Below are 21,897 nucleotides of genomic sequence, written 5' to 3'. Positions count from 1 at the left end.
ATTGATGGTTATATAACAGTATTAGACGCATATACCATTTTATTATTTGAGAGCATTTTATGAGCCAGTTATCCCGCTCCACGATTTTGATGCCAGTCTTTATACCGACTGCCATTGTGATGATTTTATTAGTCATTGGTGCTTCGGTGAACCCCCAACTGGCAAGCGGTCTATTCGAGCAAGTGCTTATCTTTACCACTGAGAGTTTCGGTTGGTTTTACATGCTTGCCACCGCGCTGTTCTTAATCTTTATTGTGACCTTGGCGTTTTCGCCTTATGGTAGCATTAAGCTTGGGCCGGATCATGGCGATGCACAATATAACTTTATCGAATGGTTTTCGATGTTGTTTTCGGCAGGCTACGGTATTGCGTTGCTGTTTTATGGGGTCGCCGAGCCGGTATTGCATTTTGCTACACCGCCGCTCTCCGAGCCACAAACGATTGCCGCTGCCAAAGAAGCCATGCAGATTGCTTATTTTCATTGGGGATTCCATATTTGGGCGATCAACGGTGTTGTTGCGTTGACATTGGCTTATTTCGCGTTTCGGCAGGGTTTGCCTTTATCGATGCGCTCAACGCTTTATCCTATTATCGGTGACAAAATATATGGTCCTATTGGGCATGCAGTCGATGTGTTTGCTATCTTGGGCACCTTGTTTGGATTGGCAACCAGCTTGGGTATATCGGTCTCGCAGATTAATACCGGCTTGAATTATTTAGTGCCAAGCATCCCTGTCAATACCACAGTACAGGTCATTGCGATTACTCTGATTACTGGTTTGGCACTGATATCCGTATTGGCTGGGATGGACAAAGGGGTAAAAAGACTCTCCATCTTGAATATGATATTGGCGACATCGCTGATGTTGTTTGTATTTATTGTTGGTCCTTCCGTGTTTATTCTCAATGCCTTTATGGAAAATACAGGCAGTTATTTAGGCAATATCGTTGAGCGTACCTTTAGTCTACAAGCCTATCAGCAAGGCGATTGGATCACTAGCTGGACACTGTTTATCTTTGCCTGGACGATTTCATGGTCGCCGTTTGTCGGTATCTTTATCGCCAAAATATCTAGAGGTCGCACCATCCGTGAGTTTATCGCCGGTGTCATGTTGGTACCGACTATTTTTACTTTCTTTTGGTTTGCGGTTTTCGGCGATACCGCCTTAAACATGATTATGGTACAAGGTTATGAGACACTGATTAGCGAGGTACAAAATAATCAAGCGATTGCGCTATTTAAGTTACTAGAAAACCTGCCCTTTACACAAATCGTTTCAGCATTAGCAGTGGTGTTGATTATCACCTTTTTTATCACCTCGTCTGACTCAGGTTCATTAGTGATTGACTCGCTAGCGGCGGGCGGTCGCAGTGATACACCAGCATGGCAGCGCACGTTTTGGGTACTTATATTAGGCGTTGTGGCTTCTGTACTTTTGCTAGCAGGGGGTCTACAGGCTCTGCAAACAGCAGCTATCGTCAGTGCTTTACCATTTACCATGATTATTCTGATTGCGATGTTTGGCATGTGGCGCGCGCTACGTATCGAGGGGCATCGTAATGAAAGCTTAGCCGATAATAATCATCTACCGCCGCATCTGCTCAAGCTTGAGGCTTGGCGAGATCGTATTGACTATATTACCGACCAGCCGAGTCGTGAGGAAGTGCTCGCTTATATTAAGGGTACGGTGATGGCCTCGATGACTAAGGTCGCTGAGAAGTTTGCTGAGAGAGGCTGGGTACCTGAAGTCAATTACGATGACACTAATAATCGCGCGGTACTAGAGCTGCAACGCGGAGATGATGTTGAGTTCTGGTACGAAGTGCGCTTATCTAATCATGAGCTGCCCGATTACTATGCCAAAGACGCTTATGGCTCAACAGATGACAATGCAGCAGTAGATAAAACAGAAGAAGCAACGCAAACTCATCAATACCGCGCTCAAGTGTACTTGCGCCGCGGCGCCCAAACTTATGATCTGTATGGCTATCAATCGGAGTCGGTCATTAACGACATCATTGATCACTTCGAGAAGTACTTAAAGTTCTTACATGAATCACCCAATAGTCTACCGTGGCGCATGCAAGAGCACGATGATAATATTACTTTAGAGCAGGGCAGTGTGTTTGATAAATAGTTTAGTCATGCATGTTAATCACTTGCAATAAGGATATTAATCCTTAGAATAACGGTTTGTTTTCATTCACTTATTTTTATGAAGGGCAAGCCGTTTTTTATGTCGATAGATATCTTAGCTCATCCTAATGTGCAATCGCTTGCTGTTGACGATCACTCGTTATTGCAGCCACTAAAAATTGGCGACTTAACGATAGAGAATCGTCTGATGGTTGCGCCGATGGCAGGGGTCACAGACAACCCTTTTCGTAGGCTTTGTAAGTCCTTTGGCGCCGGGCATGCAGTGAGTGAGATGATTATCGCTGATACCGCGCTTTACGCTCGCAAAAAATCCTTATATCGAGCCAATTTCGATGGTGAGATTGCGCCAATATCAGCGCAGATAGCGGGCGCTGAGCCGGATAAACTTGCTGAGGCGGCGCGTTATCAGATCGACAACGGCGCCCAGATTATCGACATCAATATGGGCTGTCCGGCTAAAAAAGTCTGCCGTAAGCTCGCAGGATCGGCGCTATTGCAGGATGAGGATTTGGTTGCGCGTTTGCTTGATGCGGCGGTAAATGCCGTTGATGCGCCTGTGACGCTAAAGACGCGTTTGGGCTTTGAAAATGGCCGTGAAAATATCTTGCGAGTTGCCAAGCGCGCAGAGCAAGCAGGCATAGCGGCTATCGCCATTCATGGGCGTACGCGCGAGGATATGTACACAGGTAATGCCCGTTATGAGCTGATTCGTGAAGTCAAAGACAGCATCAATATTCCGGTGATTGCTAATGGCGATATCGATAGCGCGCAAAAAGCGCAACAAGTGTATGAGCTGACGGGCTGTGATGCGGTGATGATAGGCCGTGCCGCACAAGGCCAGCCGTGGCTGTTTCGCGATATTGAGCACTACTTGCGTACCGGTGAACAATTAGCTGCGCCTACTATCCGCGAGATCAAAGATATAGTGTTAGCGCACTTGCAAGAGCTGTATGACTTTTATGGTGAGTATTCAGGATGCCGTATCGCGCGTAAACATATCGCTTGGTACACCACAGGTATTCCTAGTTCTAACGCCTTTCGTCAAGCGATGTATGGCGAGGAGAGTACAGCAGGACAGTTTCGAGTAGTGGAGGAGTTCTTACAAGCGCACGAATGATAGTAAGCCTTTATTTTTCTGCTCAAACGGTATGCAGCGTCAAAGCTGAGATGAAGTCACTAGATAAAACGTTCTCAAAGCACCTTTTACGCTTAGAGTGTCTCGATGACCATTGTATATATTCTCCAAATCAAGTAAAGTCAAAGATGCAGGTCTTACTATGTAGTCTTTATAGGAGTAGGGGCTATATTCTGCTCGAGGTTACGCTGTACACACAGCCAGTCACGTATACAATAATTAAATAACAAGGATGTTTTATGGCAAACCCTTCAAAGAAAAAAATTAGCAAAGTCGTCAAAGGTAAAAATATTATCATCACCGGTGCTTCAAGTGGTATCGGTGAGCGTACGGCTTTTTTACTTAGTGAGTGCGGTGCACACGTTATCTTACTTGCCCGTACTGAAGAGAAGCTAAAAGTCGTCAAAGAAAACATCGAAGTATTAGGCGGTAAGGCCAGCTACTATCCTTGTGACTTGACCGACATGGACGATATCGAAAAGACCAGTCAGCTCATCCAAGAAGACTTCGACAGTATCGACGTACTCGTCAATAATGCAGGCCGCTCCATCCGCCGCTCCGTTCACGAGTCAGTCAATCGCTTTCATGATTTTGAGCGCACGATGGATATTAACTACTTTGGCGCAGTTAAGATTATCTTGGCTTTCTTACCTGGCATGATAGAGCATAAAACCGGTCAAATCGTCAATATCTCTTCGATTGGCGTACTAGCCAATAGTCCACGTTTTGGCGCTTATGTCGCCTCAAAATCTGCTCTAGATGCTTTTAGTCGCTGCTTAGCTGCTGAGGTCAAAGGCGATAACATCACCATTACCAATATCTTTATGCCGCTGGTGCGCACACCGATGATTGCACCGACCAAACTATATCGCTACATGCCAGCACTAATGCCTAATGAGGCGGCTATGATGGTAGCCAAAGCTATCGTGAAAAAACCCAATAGTATCGCCAGCGGCATGGGTAAGTTTGCCTCTGCAACTTATTCGCTAGCGCCAGCCATCAACGTTGGCATTCAGTCTATCGGCTATCGTATCTTCCCAAGCTCATCGGCTGCGCAAACGACAGATACTAAGCCTACTTTAGCGCAGCGCGCCTTTGCTAGAATCCTGCCAGGCGAGCATCATTAAAATAGCATTTTAGTTGACTTGGTATGAATAAAAAGGATGCTTCGGCGTCCTTTTTAGTTTGTCGTCAGTTTTGTTAAGGGAGCAACGAGTGGTTCCCTAGTGAGGATTTGAACCTTTGTCTAGGAGCTAATGATATCAATATCTCTACTCATTGAAACAGCTTCGGTTTACCTAACCTATCATGCATACTCTATTCGTAATCGGTACGCTATAGATATTAACTTGGGAGGTTCTAGTTATATAGCTCAACAATAATAATCAAACCAAAAATTATGCGTTTATTAAAATCAGCTCTACGGTTTTTTAGCAAGCTTACTGGTTTTCATTTACTTCACTCGATTAGATAAAATAACGCCAATTGAGCTTAACATTATGCCGCATACCACTACTATTGTTAAAGGCTCATGAAGTATTAACGCTGCAAGTAAGGCGGTCAGTCCAGGAGACAAGGAACCAAGTAGCAAGGTGCGAATAGAGCCCAGCTTGTTGACTGCATAAGAAAACCCAATGGTTGAGACCACCCCAACACCAACGCCTTGTACCAAAATAAAAGGTAGCGCGTCGTCAAAAGAAACGACTCCTAGGTTTGTCTTTAGAATGCCAACAAGAGCCATTACTAATACTATAAAAAATGATGTGTAAGAAAGTACGATAGCCACCGCTATTGGACTTAACTTTGTATTTTTAAGACCCAAGGTATAACCTGCCCAGACCAAGCTTGCAAGCAATAAGAAGGCCACGCCATGTAGCAAACTTTCAGGCGAAGACCCTGCATTCCCTATAATCATAGCGGTTACACCAAACAGAATCAGCATGAATGCCAAAAACTTTTTTAACGATATCTTTTGACGATAAAAAATAAAAGATAAGAGGGCGGCAAAGAATACTGGCGTCCCTGTCAAAATAGTACCAACGTAAGCAGCAGGAGCAGTTCTTGCGCCAAAGGAAGCTAGTAAAAGAAAGGGCACGCCGCCACATAATATAAATAAGACATCAAACCATTTGATATTTTTGATCTCCTTCAAACTGGAGTATGCCCAAGGTGTCAATAAAAGTAATGGCACGCTAAATCGAATGAGCATGACATCAGCAATACTTAGCGATGACCCACCAATAGCTCGGACAGTCAATGCAAAACCTGACCAAATAAGTAGCACGGCAATCATAGCCACATAGCCTTTCGCTAGCGGAGACATTGCAAATGAGGTGTTTTTGCGCGGAGATGATTGAAAGATTGTATTCATGTCGATATCTTAAGCTTATATACAAAGCCTAATTATCAATCAAATATCGCGCTTTTATCTTTATTCTTTTATTGCAAATCTATACTTATTTAGTGGATAATGCCAATTAATGTAGAATTATTGGCTTAAAAAACCAGAAAGGCAATACATGGATAAAATCGACCGTCATATTTTGGAAGTGCTTCAGAAAGAAGGACGCTTATCGACAGCTGAATTAGCTGAGCGCATTGGTCTGTCACCCTCACCTTGTGCTAGGCGCCTGAAACGTTTAGAAGATGAATCCTATATAGAGGGTTACCAAGCGAACGTTAGTAGAGTGAAAGCTGGCATTAAGATGAGCTTTTTTGTGGAAGTCAGTCTCAATAATCATCAAGAAGCGTCAATTATCGCTTTTGAAAATGCGTTATCTGAGATGGAGGAAGTCATTAATGGCCATGTGGTCTCGGGCCCTTATGATTACTTATTGGAAGTAGTCAGCGCAGACCTCAACGGTTATGAAGAGTTTACACGTAAGTTGCATAAGCTGACTAGCGTTAAAGACATACATACTCACTTATCAGTGAGAAAAGTGGTTAATAAAACAACGTTGCCCATTTTTACATGATATCTTTTGATGCCTATTAGGGTCTGTGCTCAGTTTAAAAAACAGTCATTCAAATGACTTAAATAATTAATAAACTTAAGAAGATGCCATGAAGACTTTACAACTCAGCTCAATCATTTTATTAGTAGCCTTATCTGCGCTAACCGGTTGCCAAAAAACTGACAAAGCATTAGAGACATCACTAGAAACACAGTCCCCTAGCGTCATGAAAAAGTTATTCAATATTGATGTTGGTAAAGCATTTTATATCACTTTTCCCGATCATAAGAATCAAATCCAATTGACAGAGTTTACCAAGTTGAGCACTAGTAAAAATGAAAAGCCTTATGTAAAAGGCGTCCTGTCAAACAATGAACATTATGCAGCATGGCTTGACTATACTAATATCACTGCGTTGAACATTTCAAATGATAAAAACATTTTTAAGTTTGTTGCGCCTTATACTCTAACGAATACCAATCCTGATACGGATAAAAAATCCAGTCTAGATAGCCCTAATCTACCTAGTAGCGCACTCTATCTAGGTGCTTTTGAGCTAGATTACCGTACTAATGACATCAACCAATACGGGCAACAGCTCTTAGGTAAGTACAGTACACTGACTGCGATAGATTATGATGGACAAAAGACTGTTGATGTCACTATACGTCAGTATCCAACACAGGCTGACCAAGATAAGGAAATCAACTCAAGTGCTCATAGGCTAACGTTTGATGTAGATGAAGGGTTGAGCTTAGTTGATGACGTTATCGTAGAATAAGCGTTAATGGCTTTAATAGACCAAACACAGGCACTTTGCTACCAGCACCTCGCCCTCGCTTGCCTTTACGAGTTCCACCAAAGTATGATTCGTCTACTTCGATTTCGCCTTCAAATAGACCAGGGTCTTGGCTATTCGCGTAAATAAGCAGTCTTAGCCTATGAAAGTAATAACTGGCTGTCGTTTTATTAACACCAACTAAGCTTGCTGCTGTTCTCGCGGTAGAACCGGCAACAAATAGCTCGATTAGTCTGTTTTGTTTATACCAACTTAGTTTACTCTTTCTCATAGTGCTATCCTAAATAATTTTACTTATCTAGGACAGCCCCAATTTTATAGATATGTTACATTAGAATTACTAACATAAAGAGTGTATCGGTAAGGTACTAATGGGCATACCTGTAATGAATAGTGTGAACCAATGCGCTAGCCAAAACCTGAATTTCATCACGTAAACCAAGAGAATACTGCTAGATAGCAGTGTTCTCTTATTATATTCAAAGGGAAAATCATGCGTTCTTTGCTTCTAACGACAATATGCTTAACGGGCAGTTTAGCTCTAGTGGCGTGTAATAACCATCGAGCCGAAACCACGGATCTTAGTCAGCAATCTACAATGAAAATGCCGGTAGCATCAGCGGCATTTACCGCTTTTGGCAATAAAGGAAAAAGTTGGCGGACAGTGGTTAAAGGAAATAGATTAAGTGTAGAAGCAGATTTCTTAAAGCCCACAACAGTTGTGGTAGTGGGCTCCGCTAATACTAACGGCTTTGAATACGAGAGCACAATAAACGGGCAACCTATTATTTTGAATATACGAAAAAATATCTGTATTGATGACAATGGCTATCAAAATGAATTTATTGCCACATTAAGCTATGCAGGTAGAACATATCAGGGTTGTGCTGTTGCCGGTGCAATAGAAATTGCGCCCACATAGAAGATAAGTCTAAGCGGTATCCAACGTATGCCTATGACAAACCAATTTCACTGGTTCGGTTCCCTAGTGAGGACTTGAATACTAGGCTGTGTGCTAATGATGTCAACATTTTAACTCACTAAGATAGTCGCGGTGTACTTCATGGTGTACCTACCATACATATTCTATCTATGATCGATGCGCTATACAGGCATAGAAGCTAGCGTTAGATATGAGTTTAATGGCTATAAATCGATGGTATGATTAACGAATAAACCACAGTTAGTGACGCGACTCTATGATCTTTCCTAAATCCAAAATGACAACTGCCTTTCTTTTTCTTTTATCCTCACTATTTCTGCTGATAGGTTGCCAACAAATTCAAAGTGCAACTAATCAACAAGCTTCTCAGACGCAATTAAGTCATAAGGAAAAAAGTGACGTTACAAAACTACAAAAATTGGCCGAACAAGGTGATGTAGAAGCTCAGTTTGAGCTCGCTGAGAAATATAGAGAAGGTACAGAAATAAATCTAGATACTGTAAAAGCAGTCTATTGGTACACAAAAGCAGCCGATCAAGGAAATGTAGCGGCTCAGTCTAACTTAGGCGTGATATACGGTTTAGGTTATGGCGTATGTCAAAATACTATGAAAGCAGTCTATTGGTATACAAAAGCAGCCAATCAAGGAGATGTAGCGGCTCAGTTTACTTTAGGTGATTTGTACCACAAAGGTTCTAGTGTGCCTCAAGATTATAATAAAGCAATTTATTGGTACAAAAAAGCAGCTAATCAAGACTATCCGTTTGCTCAATATGCTATAGCCACTATGTACGAAAAAGGTCAGGGCGTACGTCAAGATTATGCTATTGCTAAAGAATGGTATGACAAAGCATGTGATATTGGATTTCAATCATCAGGTTGCGATGAATATAAGACTAATTATAGTAAATAGTTTTGAATACAGAAGAATTGATTTAGATTAGTCTTCCTGAGGTATACCCCAGCGGAACCAGTCATTTCACCCTTCAAACCTATTAACAGACTACTTAAAACAGACCACTATTAAACAACCACCTATAACAGACTCACGAAACTGTCATCTAGCCAAAAATACGCCACAATATCCAAAACAACCCTAACATCACGACAGCGATAATTAATAGGCGTTTAGCCCAATAGGGCAGTAGGGGTTTTTTATAGCCGATATCATCGAGCTTACTATCGACACCGCGCTGCAAGCTCTTAAACCCTGCTTCAGGAGGCGTAGATTTCACCCGTTGTTTTTGTAGAGGTGCAGTATCTTCATTAGCGACCTCTCTATCTGAGCTAATAGCACTATTTGGAATGCCTTGCTTACTGGCGATAGAAGTGAGTTGTTGGTGTTGTTTGGTTTTGAGGGCGGCTTCATATTCATCGATACACGCTTTAGCGGCGTCCATACTGATACCCTCGTCAGCGGCTAATGTCTTGATGGCCATGACAAGATTACCTTTTTCGATCATTATGACGACCGACTTTGGCAGTTTTTTACGGATGGCTTGAGAGCTGGCGTCTGGATTAAACATAAGGAGCCTTTTTTGATAGTAATATTTGGTCAGATAGGGTTTATTATAGCAACTCTAAAAGCGCTAAGGGATAAGCAAAACGTTACCTAAATTTGTATATAGAAAAATTATGCAAAAAAAAGCCGCAATCCATTCGGATCGCAGCAAATAAAAACTCGCTCTCAAATACTAAGCGACGACAGTAACGATTAAATTGAGAGCGGCGTCATAAACGCAAGTCTTAACTTATAGATTTTTCCAGCGTTGGATAGATTCTTTGATCACTTCTTTGGCTTCCGCAACATCGCCCCAAGATTCAACGACAGTAGTACCGGCTTTTTTCAGGTCTTTATAATGACTGAAATGGAAGTTCAGCTGATTGATCAGCTGCTTAGGTAAGTCCTCTAAGCTGTTATAAGCATTGCCCGTATCGCGATCATCAGCAGGCACGACAACGATCTTATCATCGACTTCGCCATCATCAACGAACTTCATAACGCCGATGACTTTAGCTTTCAAAAAGATACCCGTCGGTAGGGGCTGCTCAGTGATGATTAGCGCATCGAGTTCATCGCCATCTTCATCAAGGGTCTGCGGGATAAAACCATAGTTACAAGGCTTAGCAAAGATTTGCGGATCGATACGGTCAAGCTCGAATACGGCAAGCTCACGGTTCCACTCGATTTTGTGGCTGCTACCAGTAGGTATCTCAACGACCACATTGATAACGCCGCCATCAACATCACCAGCATCCAAAATCTGATTAAAATCTGCCATAAAGGGTCTCCAACTGTTGCTATTATTGAATATTAAAAAGGGATTTGTATGTATATCGCGCCATTAAACGACAAATATCATAGCGCTTAATGGTTGCCGAGTGCGAGTATAGCAAGTTTGCATTTATTTTTCTTGTTTGCCTTAAGTCTATACTGGCACGATATTATGCAGTCTAAGACTTTGGACCTACAGGACGCAGAACAATATCGCCGGTATGACGTTGAGCAATATTATCAATAAGCAGTTGGGTGACTTGCTCGTAGCTGAGTGACGCTTTGTTGTCATCCATAGAGATAAAGTCTGCTAACCGTAACATTTGCATGCCAGCATAACCGCAAGGGTTGATCGCGTTAAAAGCTGATAAGTCGCAGTTGATATTGAGCGCTAGACCATGATAACTAAAGCCATGTTTAATCTTGAAGCCTAATGACGCCACTTTACCTAGCATAATACTATCAACCTCTTTTACGTCAGCATTAGCTTCATCACAGCTCATATCTGAATACAGATAAACGCCTGGGGCATCGCGGCGAGCTTGAGCCATGAATCTGGAAGCTGAGCTTTCACTTAAGCCGTAACTCCTGAGGCAATCATTGATCACGTCTTCTAATGCTTGTTCTGCATGAGAGACTAAGTTACGTACGCTCCAGCCTAAGCTGTCTAAGTCAAACAGCCAATAGATCACTAACTGGCCATGTCCATGCCAAGTCACTTGTCCGCCGCGATCGGTTTGAATGATAGGGGTGTCTGTCTGCTGCAGTATGTGCTCTTTTTTGCTTGCTTGTCCTAAAGTATAGACATCGTTGTGATCGACGATCCACAGCTCATCGGGGGTACGCACGCCTTGCTGCTGCTTTAGCGCAATACGTTCTAATATGCGCTCTCGCATAGCATCATTGGTCGGAATATAGTCAGCAGCATTTAGGGTCTTGCTAACGAGCGTATCGGTAATCTTCAGCATTGGTTTTGCCATTTTTATCTCTATTTTCAAAAACAGGACGCGCCTTACTTATCAGCCTGACGTAATGGAAATAATTAGGAGATTTAGTGTAGCAGTTTTTATAACAGACGTATAAAAAGATGAGCAAAAAGTTGTTTTAGTAGGCGCTTAAACACGGTTTAAAGGAGCAAGCTCACCTTATTTTCCTCGCACAAAATCGCAGCGTAGTTAAAGCTTAATTATGGTCGAAGTAGATAAATGACAAACGAAGAAAATAGATTCGAACCTATAAGTCTGTTAATCGTGCTTTTCATTCGCCAATCAATAGGCTACATTAGATAGCAACCCGCTAGTGCGTCTTGACGCTAGCTTTTATGACAAGGACGACAAATGACAGATACACAGCAAACCAACTATCAAGCTGATGATCATATTATTGAGCAAGCCGGTGATCATATGGCAGACAAACCAAGTAAGTCGCCTAGCATTGCGACGACTATTGATGAGATGCAAGCACAGTTTTCGCGCTTATATAAGCTGAGCCGCGATCAGCCTATCAATGATTGGGCCACTCGTGATGAGCAATTAGATAACTTGGAGCTGATGTTAAGCGACAAGCAACATAGCTTAGCGCAAGCGATCAATGCCGATTTTGGCTATCGTAGCGAATCTGAGACGCAGTTTGCAGAGCTATTTCCAAGCTTTACCGGTATCAGCCACGCAAAAAAATACGGTAAAAAATGGATGAAGCCGCGCCGCGCTGCCATCTCGGCGCTCTATATGCCAGCTCATAATGAGATTCAGCCGCAGCCACTAGGCGTGGTCGGTATTATGGTGCCATGGAATTATCCGCTATTCTTAGCCGTAGGGCCGATGATAGACGCTCTTGCGGCGGGTAATCGCGTCATGGTAAAAATGAGTGAAGCGGCGCCGAAATTTGCGCAAGCATTTGCAGAGGCGGTGGCGCGCTATTTTTCGCAAGATATGGTCTGCGTAGTATTAGGAGAGGTTGATATTGCTGAGGAGTTTAGCAAACTGCCTTTTGATCATCTGCTCTATACCGGCTCAACCGCCGTCGGCAAAAAGATAATGGCAGCAGCAGCACCTAATCTAACGCCAGTGACGCTAGAGCTCGGTGGTAAATCGCCGGTTATCGTTTTAAATGGTGCCAATCTTGAGTCAGCGGTCAACCGCGTAATGATGGGTAAAACCCTCAATGCTGGTCAAACTTGTATCGCCCCTGATTATGTCTTGGTACAGCGTAAAGATCATGAGGCATTTATTAGCTTAGCCAAAGAGTGGATGGATAAGCACTATCCTAATATTGCTGATAATCCAGATTATTCCCGAATCATTAATAATCAACAATTCAAACGCGTAAAAGGCTATCTCGATCAGCTATCTGGTGAAGGCGTGCATCAATTAACCGATGCCCAGCCTAATATCGACACCCGCTTGATGCCGCCAGTTATCGTCAGCGAGCCTAATGATGATAGTGAAGTCATGCAAAATGAGATTTTTGCCCCTGTGCTGCCGTTAGTGCATTATGACACGCTAGAGGACGCTATCGACTATGTCAATGCGCGCCCGCGTCCACTTGCGCTATATGTCTTTGGTGATGATCAAAATGAGATTGAGCAAGTGCGCTCGCATACAGTATCAGGTGGTATGTGTATCAATGAAGTCGTGCTACATGTCGCGCAGCATGATTTACCGTTTGGCGGTGTGGGTCATTCGGGGACTGGAGCCTATCATGGTCAAGCAGGTTTTGAGCGCTTAAGCCATATGAAGCCTGTCTTTATCCAAAGTAAAGTCAATGGCTTGAACTTACTATTGCCGCCTTATGGTGGGTTCTTTAAACGAGCAATGGGCTTGATGCTAAAGTAGCTTTTGCTTTAAATGACTTGAAGTAGATAATAGCGTTTATTTTGATAAACGCTATTTTTTTGAAAAAATACTGTCAAAACTCGTGAAGGTTATACATACTATTTAATACCCATATTTCATGGTACTGCGATCACTGTCTAATGACTATAAGCTAACGGCTATAAAAACGAATAGCTATGAAGACCAGTAGTTATATAGACTAATAGGCATAAAGACTAATAGCTATAAAAGTTCGCCTTGATCATGAGTAGACATCGCTAAAATAATAAACAGGATTTATTATGCGCCAATGGATTGCTTTTAGCTTACTACTATTAAGCTCACTATTACTGCCTCTATCTGCCTCAGCTGCGGATTCTTTATCGTCTTGTCAGACCCCTATAAAGTTTGGCTCACTCACTTGGGAGAGCGGGCAATTCACCACAGGTGTCCTCAAATACATCACCGAAAGTGGCTACGGCTGCGTCGTTGAAGAAGTACCAGGAGCGGGGCCTGCGCTTGAGAACGCGCTATTGCAAGATGATATACAAGTCATCGGTGAGCAGTGGATAGGGCGTTCCCCCATCTTAGAGCAAGCTATCGAAGATAATAAAGTGACGATCATTGGCGACACGTTAGAAGGCGGTGCGACGCAAGGCTGGTACGTTCCGCAATACGTGATGGATGATAATCCAGGTCTACGTCGCTATCAAGACCTGCCTGATTATGCTGAGCTATTCACCGATCCTGAAAACCCTGGCGAAGCTCGTTTTATGAACTGTCCTGCAGGCTGGGCTTGTGAGATATTCAATGTGCGCTTGCTCAAAAATACCGGCTTAGATCGTATCTTTAATGTCACTAGCCCTGGAACAGGAGCGGCACTCGACGCTGAGATTTCCTCAGCGTTTGAGCAGCGTAAGCCGTTATTGTTTTATTACTGGCAGCCGACAGGGCTGATGGCGAAATACGACTTTGCGCCGCTCAAGTTTCCGGCACATGATGAGAAGTGTTGGGATGATTTATTATTAGCTAATGGTACCTCCGATTGTGTGACTGGCTTCCCCGTTTCCCCGTTAGCTATCGCGGTATCTACTCCGTTTCTCGATAGCAATCCAGAATTGACGCAAGCCTTCAAAAAAGTACAGTTCACTCCCGACCAGCTCAATGGCGCTATCTTGGAGATGAGTGAAAATAAGCGTAGCGGTGATGAGCAAGCTCTGCTGTTTTTGCAACAGAACCCTGATATTTGGCAAAACTGGCTCTCTACAGAAGCCGCCACTGCATTGGCGACTGATCTAGGTATTCGTTTGACAGGTACAACTGCTGGGGATACGAATATTGACTCGCCGCTAAATGACGCTACCCAATCGGGTAATTTATTAGGTCTGTCATCGAGCTTTCCAGAATGGTCGCTTGAGACCCCGCTTAATAAGACGCTAGCATTGGTGGTTCGAGATTATGGAGAGGTGTTTCGTAGTATTAGTCGCGTGACCCTAACATATTTATTATTGCCTATTGAGCGCTTGTTGACAGTGATTCCCCCTTGGCTGATTATTGCGTTAGTGACTGTATTAGCTTGGTTTGGGGTGCGTAAAGTATGGTTTGCTATCGCTTGCGGAGTCGGGCTGTTTTTGATTGGCGCTTTTGGGCTGTGGGGCGCTTTGATCGATACCTTGGCTTTATTGATCGTCTCAGTACTAATCACTGTAGTCATCGGTATTCCTATCGGTATTGCAATGTCGGGGAGTGTCTTATTACGCAAAATCGTTACCCCCATTCTCGATGTCATGCAAACCATGCCAAGCTTTGTCTATCTGATTCCAGTGCTGATGCTGTTTGGTATCGGTAAGGTGCCGGCGCTATTCGCTACTATTATTTATGCGCTACCGCCTTTGATACGTTTGACGACTTTAGGAATCAAGCAGGTCAATCATGAAATGATCGAAGCGGGTCGCTCGTTTGGTAGTACGCACTGGCAGCTGCTGATATGGATTAAGCTGCCGCAAGCGCTGCCGAGTATTATGGCAGGGATCAATCAGGCAGTGATGATGTCGCTGGCGATGGTAGTACTAGCCTCGATGATTGGTGCACCGGGGCTTGGCGAAGATGTACTACAATCTATTCAAACGCTCAATATCGGTCAAGGGTTACAAGCAGGTACAGCAATCGTCATTGTAGCGATTATTATTGACCGTATCAGCCAAGCTTTTGGTCAAGGTAAGCGTGCGCGCCAAAAGACTATTGAAGAAGGCAGGCGCCCAACGATTGGTTAAGTTGCCCTTTTTGTTGTGCTTATACGTCTAAATCGCAAACACGGACATGAATAATAAATATTGAGAAAAATGATGGATCATATTAAATTAGAAAATATCAGCAAGATCTATAATGCAAGCCCCAAGCAAGCGCAGTCTGCCTTAGACTTATTGGCTGAGGGAATGGATAGTACGCGTGTTAAGGCGCAAACTGGCTATTCGGTCGGTCTATACGATATCAACTTATCAATCGAAGCTGGCGAGCTGCATTGTATTATGGGCTTATCAGGCTCAGGTAAATCAACCTTGATACGCCACCTCAATCGCCTAATTGATCCTACTACCGGTAAGATTTGGGTCAATACGCAACAGGATAGCGGCGCCACTCACAAGCCAAGTGAGACGAGTCAAAAGCCTTCATTAGCTCACAATACCAGCTCTGAAATCAATATCTTAGATTTAGATGATAAAGGCCTGCAGCAGTATCGCCAGCATACGGTTAGCATGGTGTTTCAGCATTTTGGGCTGATGCCGCATATGACGGTGATACAGAATGTCGCTTATGGACTGCGTGTGCGTAAGATGAGTGTCAGCGAACGTCATCAGATTGCTCGTCATTGGCTAAATGAAGTCGGTTTGCCCAATCTTGAGAATAGCTATCCTGATGAGCTATCGGGCGGTATGCAGCAGCGGGTAGGGTTGGCGCGCGCTTTAGCCACTGACAACCCAATATTGCTGATGGATGAAGCCTTCTCCGCACTTGATCCGCTTATACGTGGTCAACTACAAGATCAGCTATTAGAGCTACAAGCTCGGCTGAATAAGACCATCGTCTTTATCACACATGATATCGATGAAGCGGTCAAAGTCGGTCAGCGTATTAGCATCTTAAACGGCGGCCGCTTAGTACAAACAGGAACGCCAAATGGGCTGCGAGACCATCCTGCCGATGACTATGTCGCGCAGTTTATGAGCGCTAAGCATTAAGCCACGATAGATAATGATATTTCGCGCTAAAAACCTGTCTAAAGTAAGTTTTGTATAGCGCTCTTTTGAGTAAAATATCATTACTTATTAACAGAATCTTAATATTCAGACAGTATTGTTAACATTACCTCATTGTTTTAGCTTATTAATGCTCATATTATATGGCTAAAACAAGCTGCTTAACATAGCGTTAATTCACTTTAGAAATAACGTAGCACGCTTAAATGCACAATAGTCTTACTTTAGAAAAAAAAGATCAGCCAAAGCTCTTTTCTCTTCAACACCTATTCTATACAGCCCATAAAACCTTCTTTAAGTTGGCTCTCGTTTTTCAAGAATCCGTAATAACCTTTTGATGTTAAAGCTGTTATACAAAAGACTTTGCCAAAAATAAATATTGCCTATAAAAGAATGACCGACGCTATAGATAATGAATTTGGATAAATAACATGATGACAAATAATAAGCCTCGTCCGCTTTGGCTCAAGCAGATCAGCGCTGCAAGCTTAACAACCGTATTGAGCGCCGGATTATTACTAGCCTGCGGTCAAGTCAGTAACGCTGAAAGTGGCGCGAGTAACACGCCAAAAAGTCAAAACAAAGGGGTGAGCCGTTCACGTGATATGCTGCCATCTGACATGTTAAAACAAATGCAAGCCTTGCCGCAATTGACACAAGGACTAGGTAGCAGTGGCTCCTCAGTTATTGACCCTAACAAGCCGACCTTGATAAAGTTTTGGGCAAGCTGGTGTCCGTTATGTTTAGGCACGCTTTCGGAAACCCAAGAGTGGCGCACAGATCCTAAGTTTGCGGATCTAAATGTCGTCACCGTAGCCAGTCCGGGACATCTCAACGAAAAAGCTGCAGGCGAGTTTGCAAGCTGGTACGCTGGTATCCAAGCCGACTATCCTCAGCTGCCCGTATTAGCAGATGCTTCTGGTCAGCTAATTAGCACCCTTGGCGTCCAAGTCTACCCAAGCTGGGCGATACTCGATAAAAAAGGCAATCTAGTACATCTGGTTAAAGGCAATATTTCAGCCGAGCAAGCCTATGCGCTAGCGGATAATGCGGACAATGACTTTGCAGAACTCAAGAGCGGGCAAACCAAATCGGTACAAGCGCAGACCTTAGATAATAACCCTAAGATAGAGACTATCAAGCAAAAACAGGGCGTTTATTATAATGATAAAGGCCTGCCAATTAAGACACGTAGTATCTACTTAGCCGGTGGCTGCTTCTGGGGTGTAGAGGCTTATATGGAGCGCGTCGCTGGCGTCGTCGATGCGGTATCCGGCTACGCCAATGGCGATACTGCCAACCCAAGCTATGAAGAGGTTATACGCGGCTCAGGGCATGCTGAAACGGTAAAAGTCACTTATGACGCCGATAAGACCGACTTAGAGACTATTTTGAAATACTACTTACGTGTGATTGATCCGACCAGTGTCAATAAGCAAGGTAACGATCGCGGCGTGCAGTATCGCTCAGGGATTTATTATACTGATAAAAAGGACAAGGCTGTTATTGATGCGGCGCTGACACGAGTGCAGAGTCAATATAAGCAGCCCATAGTCGTTGAAAACGAAGCGCTCGATAATTTTTATTTAGCGGAGATGTATCATCAAGATTACTTGGCCAAAAACCCTAACGGCTATTGTCATGTTGATTTGAGCTTAGCTGATGATAAGCTGGAAGAGAGTGGCAGTAATAACAGTAACGACATTCAACCAACCAAACTTGCGCCTGTCAGCACCGTTGCTGAGGCTTTAGATCCAAAACGCTACAGTGGCTATAATAAAAATGCACTAAAAGATACTCTGACGCAAGCGCAATATAATATCACCCAAGAGGCGGGCACTGAGCGCGCGTTCAGTCATGAATATGATGACTTATTTGCACCCGGCATTTATGTCGACGTGGTGAGTGGTGAGCCGTTATTTTTATCGACCGATAAATATCAGTCGGGCTGCGGCTGGCCGAGCTTTACTAAGCCTATCGACAAGCAAGTGATCACTGAGCGTGATGATTTATCTTATAACATGGTGCGTACTGAGATTCGCTCGCGAGTAGCCGACTCACATTTGGGTCATGTGTTCCCAGATGGGCCGAAAGATCGCGGCGGTTTGCGCTATTGCATTAATGGCGGAGCGTTACAATTTATCCCCGTCAGTGTCATGCCGCAATCAGGGTATGCACCGCTTGTGAAACTGGTTAAATCGTAACCGTCTTAAGGTTATTAAGCGGCAAATAGGCAAATGCTAGATAATGGCGTTATACTTAGGCTTTGATTTGTTTATCGTCGTTTGTTGCAAAAGCCCTTTATTACAAAAAATCATATGCTAAGGTTACCGCATGGCTGTTATTCATACCCCAATTATTACCTCATTGCTTGACAATGATCTCTACAAGTTCACTATGCTACAAGCAATGCTGCATCAGTTTCCGCAGACGCATGGGGTATATCGTTTTCGCTGCCGCAATAACAATGATGTCGCTTATCCACTAGCGACTATCAAAGACTCGCTAGAGCAGCAATTAGACAGTTTATGCCAGCTGCGATTTTTGCCTGATGAATTAGAGTACTTGCGAACGCTACGCTTTATGCGCTCAGATTTTGTCGATTATTTAGAGCTATTTCAGCTCAAGCGCCGCTTTATCACTGTGAGTACTGATAGCAAAGGGCGCTTGTTTATCGATATCGAAGGACCAATGATTCAAGCGATGTTCTTTGAGGTATTTGTTCTAGCTATCGTCAATGAGCTATATTTCAATGCGTTATCCAATCCGCAAGTCATCGCAGAAGGGCAGCGCCGCCTAGATGCCAAAGTGGCTTTGCTGCATCAGTATGCCGAGCAGCAGGACAACAATGAGCGTGATGTACCGCGCTTTATCGTTGCTGATTTTGGCACGCGTCGGCGCTTTAGTAAACACTGGCAAGCGCATGTAGTCAAGACTTTGCATCAGGCCGAACCCAAAATTATCAGTGGTACCTCTAATGTTCTCTTGGCAAAGACACTAGAGATGACGCCAATAGGTACGATGGCGCACGAGTTTATGCAAGCGTTTCAGGCCTTAGATGTGCGTCTGCGTGACTCGCAAAAGGCAGCACTAGAAGCTTGGGTGCACGAGTATCGCGGCGATTTGGGTATAGCCTTGACCGATGTGGTAGGGATGGATGCGTTCTTACGCGATTTTGATTTGTACTTTGCTAAGCTATTCGATGGCCTACGCCACGATAGCGGTGATCCTTATCTTTGGGGTGATAAAGCTATTGCCCACTATAAAAAGTTAAAAATCGATCCAAAAACCAAGATTATCACTTTCAGCGACGGCTTAAACTTAGAAAAAGCGTGGGAGCTGCATCAGTACTTTAAGGATCGCATCAGAACCAGCTTTGGTATTGGTACTAATCTCACCAATGACATGGGGTTGACGCAATTAAATATTGTTCTCAAACTGGTGGAGTGTAATGGTCAGCCAGTTGCGAAAATATCGGATAGCCCTGGCAAAACTATGATTAATAATGACACTTATCTGGCTTATTTACGGCAAGTGTTTGAGGTGGATGAACCAGAGTAATAGAATTATTTACAAGTAAAATCTCTTTAACAAGTAGCATTAGATCTAGATGTAGGGTTCGTCCCACGGACCCTACAAAAATTTTATTATCTAGTTCAACTACTGCTCTTCATTCTTCTCAATTACCTCTTCAGCGAAGGCGGCATCTAGCGCTTGCTGTACGGCGTTGATTCGAGTCTCACAGACACGGTAGGCCGCTATAGACTCTTCGACTGTGGTCATAAGATTGTCGATATCTGGCTCATCCTGCTGTTGTAGCTCTGCGGCATTAGTTTTTAGAATATCGTAGGCCGCCTTAAAGGTTTTTGGGGCGGCTTTTTTACGTCTGCGAGTCGAAGTGGCCATAAGGTTTCCTTGATTGCTGTTAAATTAAAATCATTGTAAATGAAAATTTCTATAGAGTGTTATTGTCGTCGTTGGTACGACTATTAGCTTCTAAGCTTTTGACGTTTAAGATTTGCGCCGTTGCTTGCCCATCTTTTAGCATAATCTTAATAGTTTGGTCAGGATAGAGCTGACTGCTACTAGTCAATACTTGCTGACCTTTATCAGCCATTAGCATACTATAGCCTTGTTTTAGTACTCGCGTAGGCCGATGCAGTAGGACAATATCGCGTAGATGTTCGCTGTTGCGCTGCGCTTGCGCTAGTTGCTGCTCGGCGCTATGTAGTAACGTTTTTTGATAGTTTTTGGCTGCGATACTGGCCGCTGTTAAGTGCTGGTGCGCGCCTTGCTGTATTTGAGCTTGCCAGTCGCTAGTCACTCTAGCCGCTTGTTTGACTTGACGCTGCGCGCTTTGCTGAATGCTTTGCCAAGCGTAATTGCTGTCTTTTTTCAGCGCGGTAAGTTGCCCGATAGTCTGTGATTGTAGTTGGCTCAGTTGTCTCACGCTTTGCTGCTGAGCAACTTTGAGCTGACGCTGCGCCGCTTGCTTGATCTGTGCTTGATAAGTCAAAGTTTGCGCTGTTAGGCGAGCTAAGTGAGCGATAATTGCGGCTATCACTTTGGATGGCGTATCAAAACTGCTATGCGCCACTTCATCTAAGATAACTTTATCGCGCTCATGACCGATACCGACCCAAACCGGTACCGGCTGCTCAGCGACTAATGCTGCAAGCTCGTAGTCATTGAGATAAGCTAAGTCGCCAACCGCGCCGCCACCACGAATAATCACTAGAAGATCAGGCAGACGCTGATAGCGCTCATAAAACTGCTGCTGAGCGCTGACGATAGCTTGGCGTATCTCGCTTGGCGCGTGATTGCCCTGAAAAGTGGCATGATGATAATGAAATTGGCAAGCACCAGTTGTCGCTAGACGATTGGCATCCGCTTGAAAATCACCTAGTCCGGCGGCTTTTTCTGGCGCAATGACAATCACGTGCTCGATATCGAAAGGAGCTTCTAGCTGCTGATTGAGTTGCATTAAGCCTTCGCCGCTCAAGCGATCGACCATCTGCGCGTATTGCCGCGCCAGATCTCCTAGCGTGTAGCTTGGATCAATATCTTCAATCGTTAAGGAAAATCCATATTGAGGGTGAAAGTTCGCTGATACTTTAAGTAGGACGGTCAGATCACGACTGAGCGCCATACCCGTAGCGCGTTCAAACTTAGCGAGTACGCGCGCGGCTTTAAAGCGCCAGAGGTTACCTCGGCAGCTAGCAACCACTTTGCCATCATCATCCTTTTCGGCTAATTCAAAATAATAGTGGCCGCCTTTGCTAGAGAGGTTACGAATCTCAGCCTTCACCCAAACCCGGTGGGCGAAGGTTTGCTTGACGACCATCTCAACTGCGCTCAAATAGTCGCTTAAACGTAGCACGGTGTCTTCAAGGTTATTTTCCAGACTACTCTCAACCTCAGCCAATTCTGCTTCTAAAGTCGCTAAATCTTTGGCAGGCGCTAAAGTTTTGGCATTAGAGGGCTTAACAGAGCTGAGGTTAGGTTTGCGCATAGAATCAGACCGAGTAGGGAGAATAAAAATAAACGATAATAAGTTGCTACG

At 43.9% G+C, this 21,897-nt stretch carries 18 protein-coding genes and 1 pseudogene; 12 read left to right on the top strand and 7 right to left on the bottom strand.

Annotated features, from left to right (window positions below; translation table 11 throughout):
- Positions 1–59: 59 nt before the first annotated feature.
- The 3 genes from ACS8E3_RS02875 to ACS8E3_RS02865 all read left to right on the top strand — a co-directional run bounded on the left by ACS8E3_RS02875 (position 60) and on the right by ACS8E3_RS02865 (position 4,420).
- A complete protein-coding gene (locus tag ACS8E3_RS02875; protein ID WP_439241026.1) occupies positions 60–2,138 on the top strand; it encodes a BCCT family transporter in 2,079 nt (692 codons plus the stop codon).
- A 99-nt stretch (positions 2,139–2,237) separates the two neighbouring features.
- Positions 2,238–3,275 carry a tRNA dihydrouridine synthase DusB gene (gene dusB, locus ACS8E3_RS02870; RefSeq protein ID WP_439241024.1) on the top strand — a complete coding sequence of 346 codons (1,038 nt, stop codon included), beginning with the start codon at positions 2,238–2,240 and terminating at the stop codon, positions 3,273–3,275.
- A 257-nt stretch (positions 3,276–3,532) separates the two neighbouring features.
- A complete protein-coding gene (locus tag ACS8E3_RS02865; protein ID WP_299039571.1) occupies positions 3,533–4,420 on the top strand; it encodes an SDR family NAD(P)-dependent oxidoreductase in 888 nt (295 codons plus the stop codon).
- 326 nt (positions 4,421–4,746) lie between these two features.
- On the opposite strand, the gene ACS8E3_RS02860 is transcribed toward ACS8E3_RS02865, so the two are convergent.
- Positions 4,747–5,664, bottom strand: a complete 918-nt coding sequence (locus tag ACS8E3_RS02860; protein WP_439241021.1) for a DMT family transporter — start codon at positions 5,662–5,664, stop codon at positions 4,747–4,749.
- Positions 5,665–5,812: 148 nt separating this feature from the next.
- Between ACS8E3_RS02860 and ACS8E3_RS02855 the strand changes: the two genes are divergently transcribed.
- Together ACS8E3_RS02855 and ACS8E3_RS02850 are read left to right on the top strand one after the other, a co-directional pair.
- Complete coding sequence (locus ACS8E3_RS02855; RefSeq protein ID WP_299039575.1) at positions 5,813–6,268, top strand: Lrp/AsnC family transcriptional regulator; 456 nt, start codon at positions 5,813–5,815, stop codon at positions 6,266–6,268.
- A gap of 88 nt (positions 6,269–6,356) precedes the next feature.
- Positions 6,357–7,028, top strand: a complete 672-nt coding sequence (locus ACS8E3_RS02850) for a hypothetical protein (protein ID WP_439241019.1) — start codon at positions 6,357–6,359, stop codon at positions 7,026–7,028.
- A 10-nt stretch (positions 7,029–7,038) separates the two neighbouring features.
- On the opposite strand, the pseudogene ACS8E3_RS02845 reads toward ACS8E3_RS02850, so the two are convergent.
- Positions 7,039–7,317, bottom strand: a pseudogene (locus ACS8E3_RS02845) (IS1595-like element ISPssp3 family transposase); the annotation flags it as partial.
- Between the two features lie 222 nt (positions 7,318–7,539).
- Between ACS8E3_RS02845 and ACS8E3_RS02840 the strand changes: the two are divergent.
- Positions 7,540–7,968: a hypothetical protein gene (locus tag ACS8E3_RS02840; protein WP_238062387.1), complete on the top strand. Its 429-nt coding sequence runs from the start codon at positions 7,540–7,542 to the stop codon at positions 7,966–7,968.
- Between the two features lie 277 nt (positions 7,969–8,245).
- On the top strand, positions 8,246–8,902 hold the full coding sequence (locus tag ACS8E3_RS02835; protein ID WP_439241017.1) for a tetratricopeptide repeat protein: 657 nt from the start codon (positions 8,246–8,248) through the stop codon (positions 8,900–8,902).
- Between the two features lie 148 nt (positions 8,903–9,050).
- Here ACS8E3_RS02835 and ACS8E3_RS02830 read toward each other — a convergent pair whose 3' ends face one another.
- From ACS8E3_RS02830 to lipB, 3 genes are all read right to left on the bottom strand, one after another.
- Entirely contained in the window at positions 9,051–9,515 is a 465-nt protein-coding gene (locus tag ACS8E3_RS02830) for a hypothetical protein (protein WP_299039589.1), read from the bottom strand.
- A gap of 225 nt (positions 9,516–9,740) precedes the next feature.
- Positions 9,741–10,271, bottom strand: coding sequence for an inorganic diphosphatase (locus tag ACS8E3_RS02825; RefSeq protein ID WP_439241014.1), 531 nt, complete (start codon positions 10,269–10,271; stop codon positions 9,741–9,743).
- A gap of 172 nt (positions 10,272–10,443) precedes the next feature.
- Positions 10,444–11,244, bottom strand: coding sequence for a lipoyl(octanoyl) transferase LipB (gene lipB, locus ACS8E3_RS02820; RefSeq protein ID WP_439241012.1), 801 nt, complete (start codon positions 11,242–11,244; stop codon positions 10,444–10,446).
- A 357-nt stretch (positions 11,245–11,601) separates the two neighbouring features.
- Between lipB and ACS8E3_RS02815 the strand changes: the two genes are divergently transcribed.
- From ACS8E3_RS02815 to pncB, 5 genes are all read left to right on the top strand, one after another.
- Positions 11,602–13,098, top strand: coding sequence for a coniferyl aldehyde dehydrogenase (locus ACS8E3_RS02815; protein ID WP_439241010.1), 1,497 nt, complete (start codon positions 11,602–11,604; stop codon positions 13,096–13,098).
- Positions 13,099–13,379: 281 nt separating this feature from the next.
- Positions 13,380–15,350 (top strand): glycine betaine ABC transporter substrate-binding protein, encoded by a 1,971-nt coding sequence (locus ACS8E3_RS02810; protein WP_439241008.1) that lies wholly within the window; start codon positions 13,380–13,382, stop codon positions 15,348–15,350.
- A gap of 72 nt (positions 15,351–15,422) precedes the next feature.
- Positions 15,423–16,316 (top strand): ATP-binding cassette domain-containing protein, encoded by an 894-nt coding sequence (locus tag ACS8E3_RS02805; protein WP_439241006.1) that lies wholly within the window; start codon positions 15,423–15,425, stop codon positions 16,314–16,316.
- 452 nt (positions 16,317–16,768) lie between these two features.
- Positions 16,769–18,538 (top strand): bifunctional peptide-methionine (S)-S-oxide reductase MsrA/peptide-methionine (R)-S-oxide reductase MsrB, encoded by a 1,770-nt coding sequence (gene msrAB / locus ACS8E3_RS02800; RefSeq protein ID WP_439241341.1) that lies wholly within the window; start codon positions 16,769–16,771, stop codon positions 18,536–18,538.
- 130 nt (positions 18,539–18,668) lie between these two features.
- Entirely contained in the window at positions 18,669–19,895 is a 1,227-nt protein-coding gene (gene pncB / locus ACS8E3_RS02795) for a nicotinate phosphoribosyltransferase (RefSeq protein ID WP_439241004.1), read from the top strand.
- Between the two features lie 99 nt (positions 19,896–19,994).
- Here pncB and xseB read toward each other — a convergent pair whose 3' ends face one another.
- Complete coding sequence (xseB, locus tag ACS8E3_RS02790; protein ID WP_439241002.1) at positions 19,995–20,240, bottom strand: exodeoxyribonuclease VII small subunit; 246 nt, start codon at positions 20,238–20,240, stop codon at positions 19,995–19,997.
- A gap of 49 nt (positions 20,241–20,289) precedes the next feature.
- The gene (gene xseA, locus ACS8E3_RS02785; RefSeq protein WP_439241000.1) at positions 20,290–21,846 is read right to left on the bottom strand and encodes an exodeoxyribonuclease VII large subunit; all 1,557 of its coding nucleotides are present in this window, start codon (positions 21,844–21,846) and stop codon (positions 20,290–20,292) included.
- Positions 21,847–21,897: the final 51 nt, after the last annotated feature.

The sequence above is a fragment of the Psychrobacter sp. 2Y5 genome, assembly GCF_051847375.1.
Taxonomy (GTDB): Bacteria; Pseudomonadota; Gammaproteobacteria; order Pseudomonadales; family Moraxellaceae; genus Psychrobacter.
The sequence above is the reverse complement of the archived record's forward strand: the minus strand, read 5'-3'. Positions and strand labels throughout refer to the sequence as shown.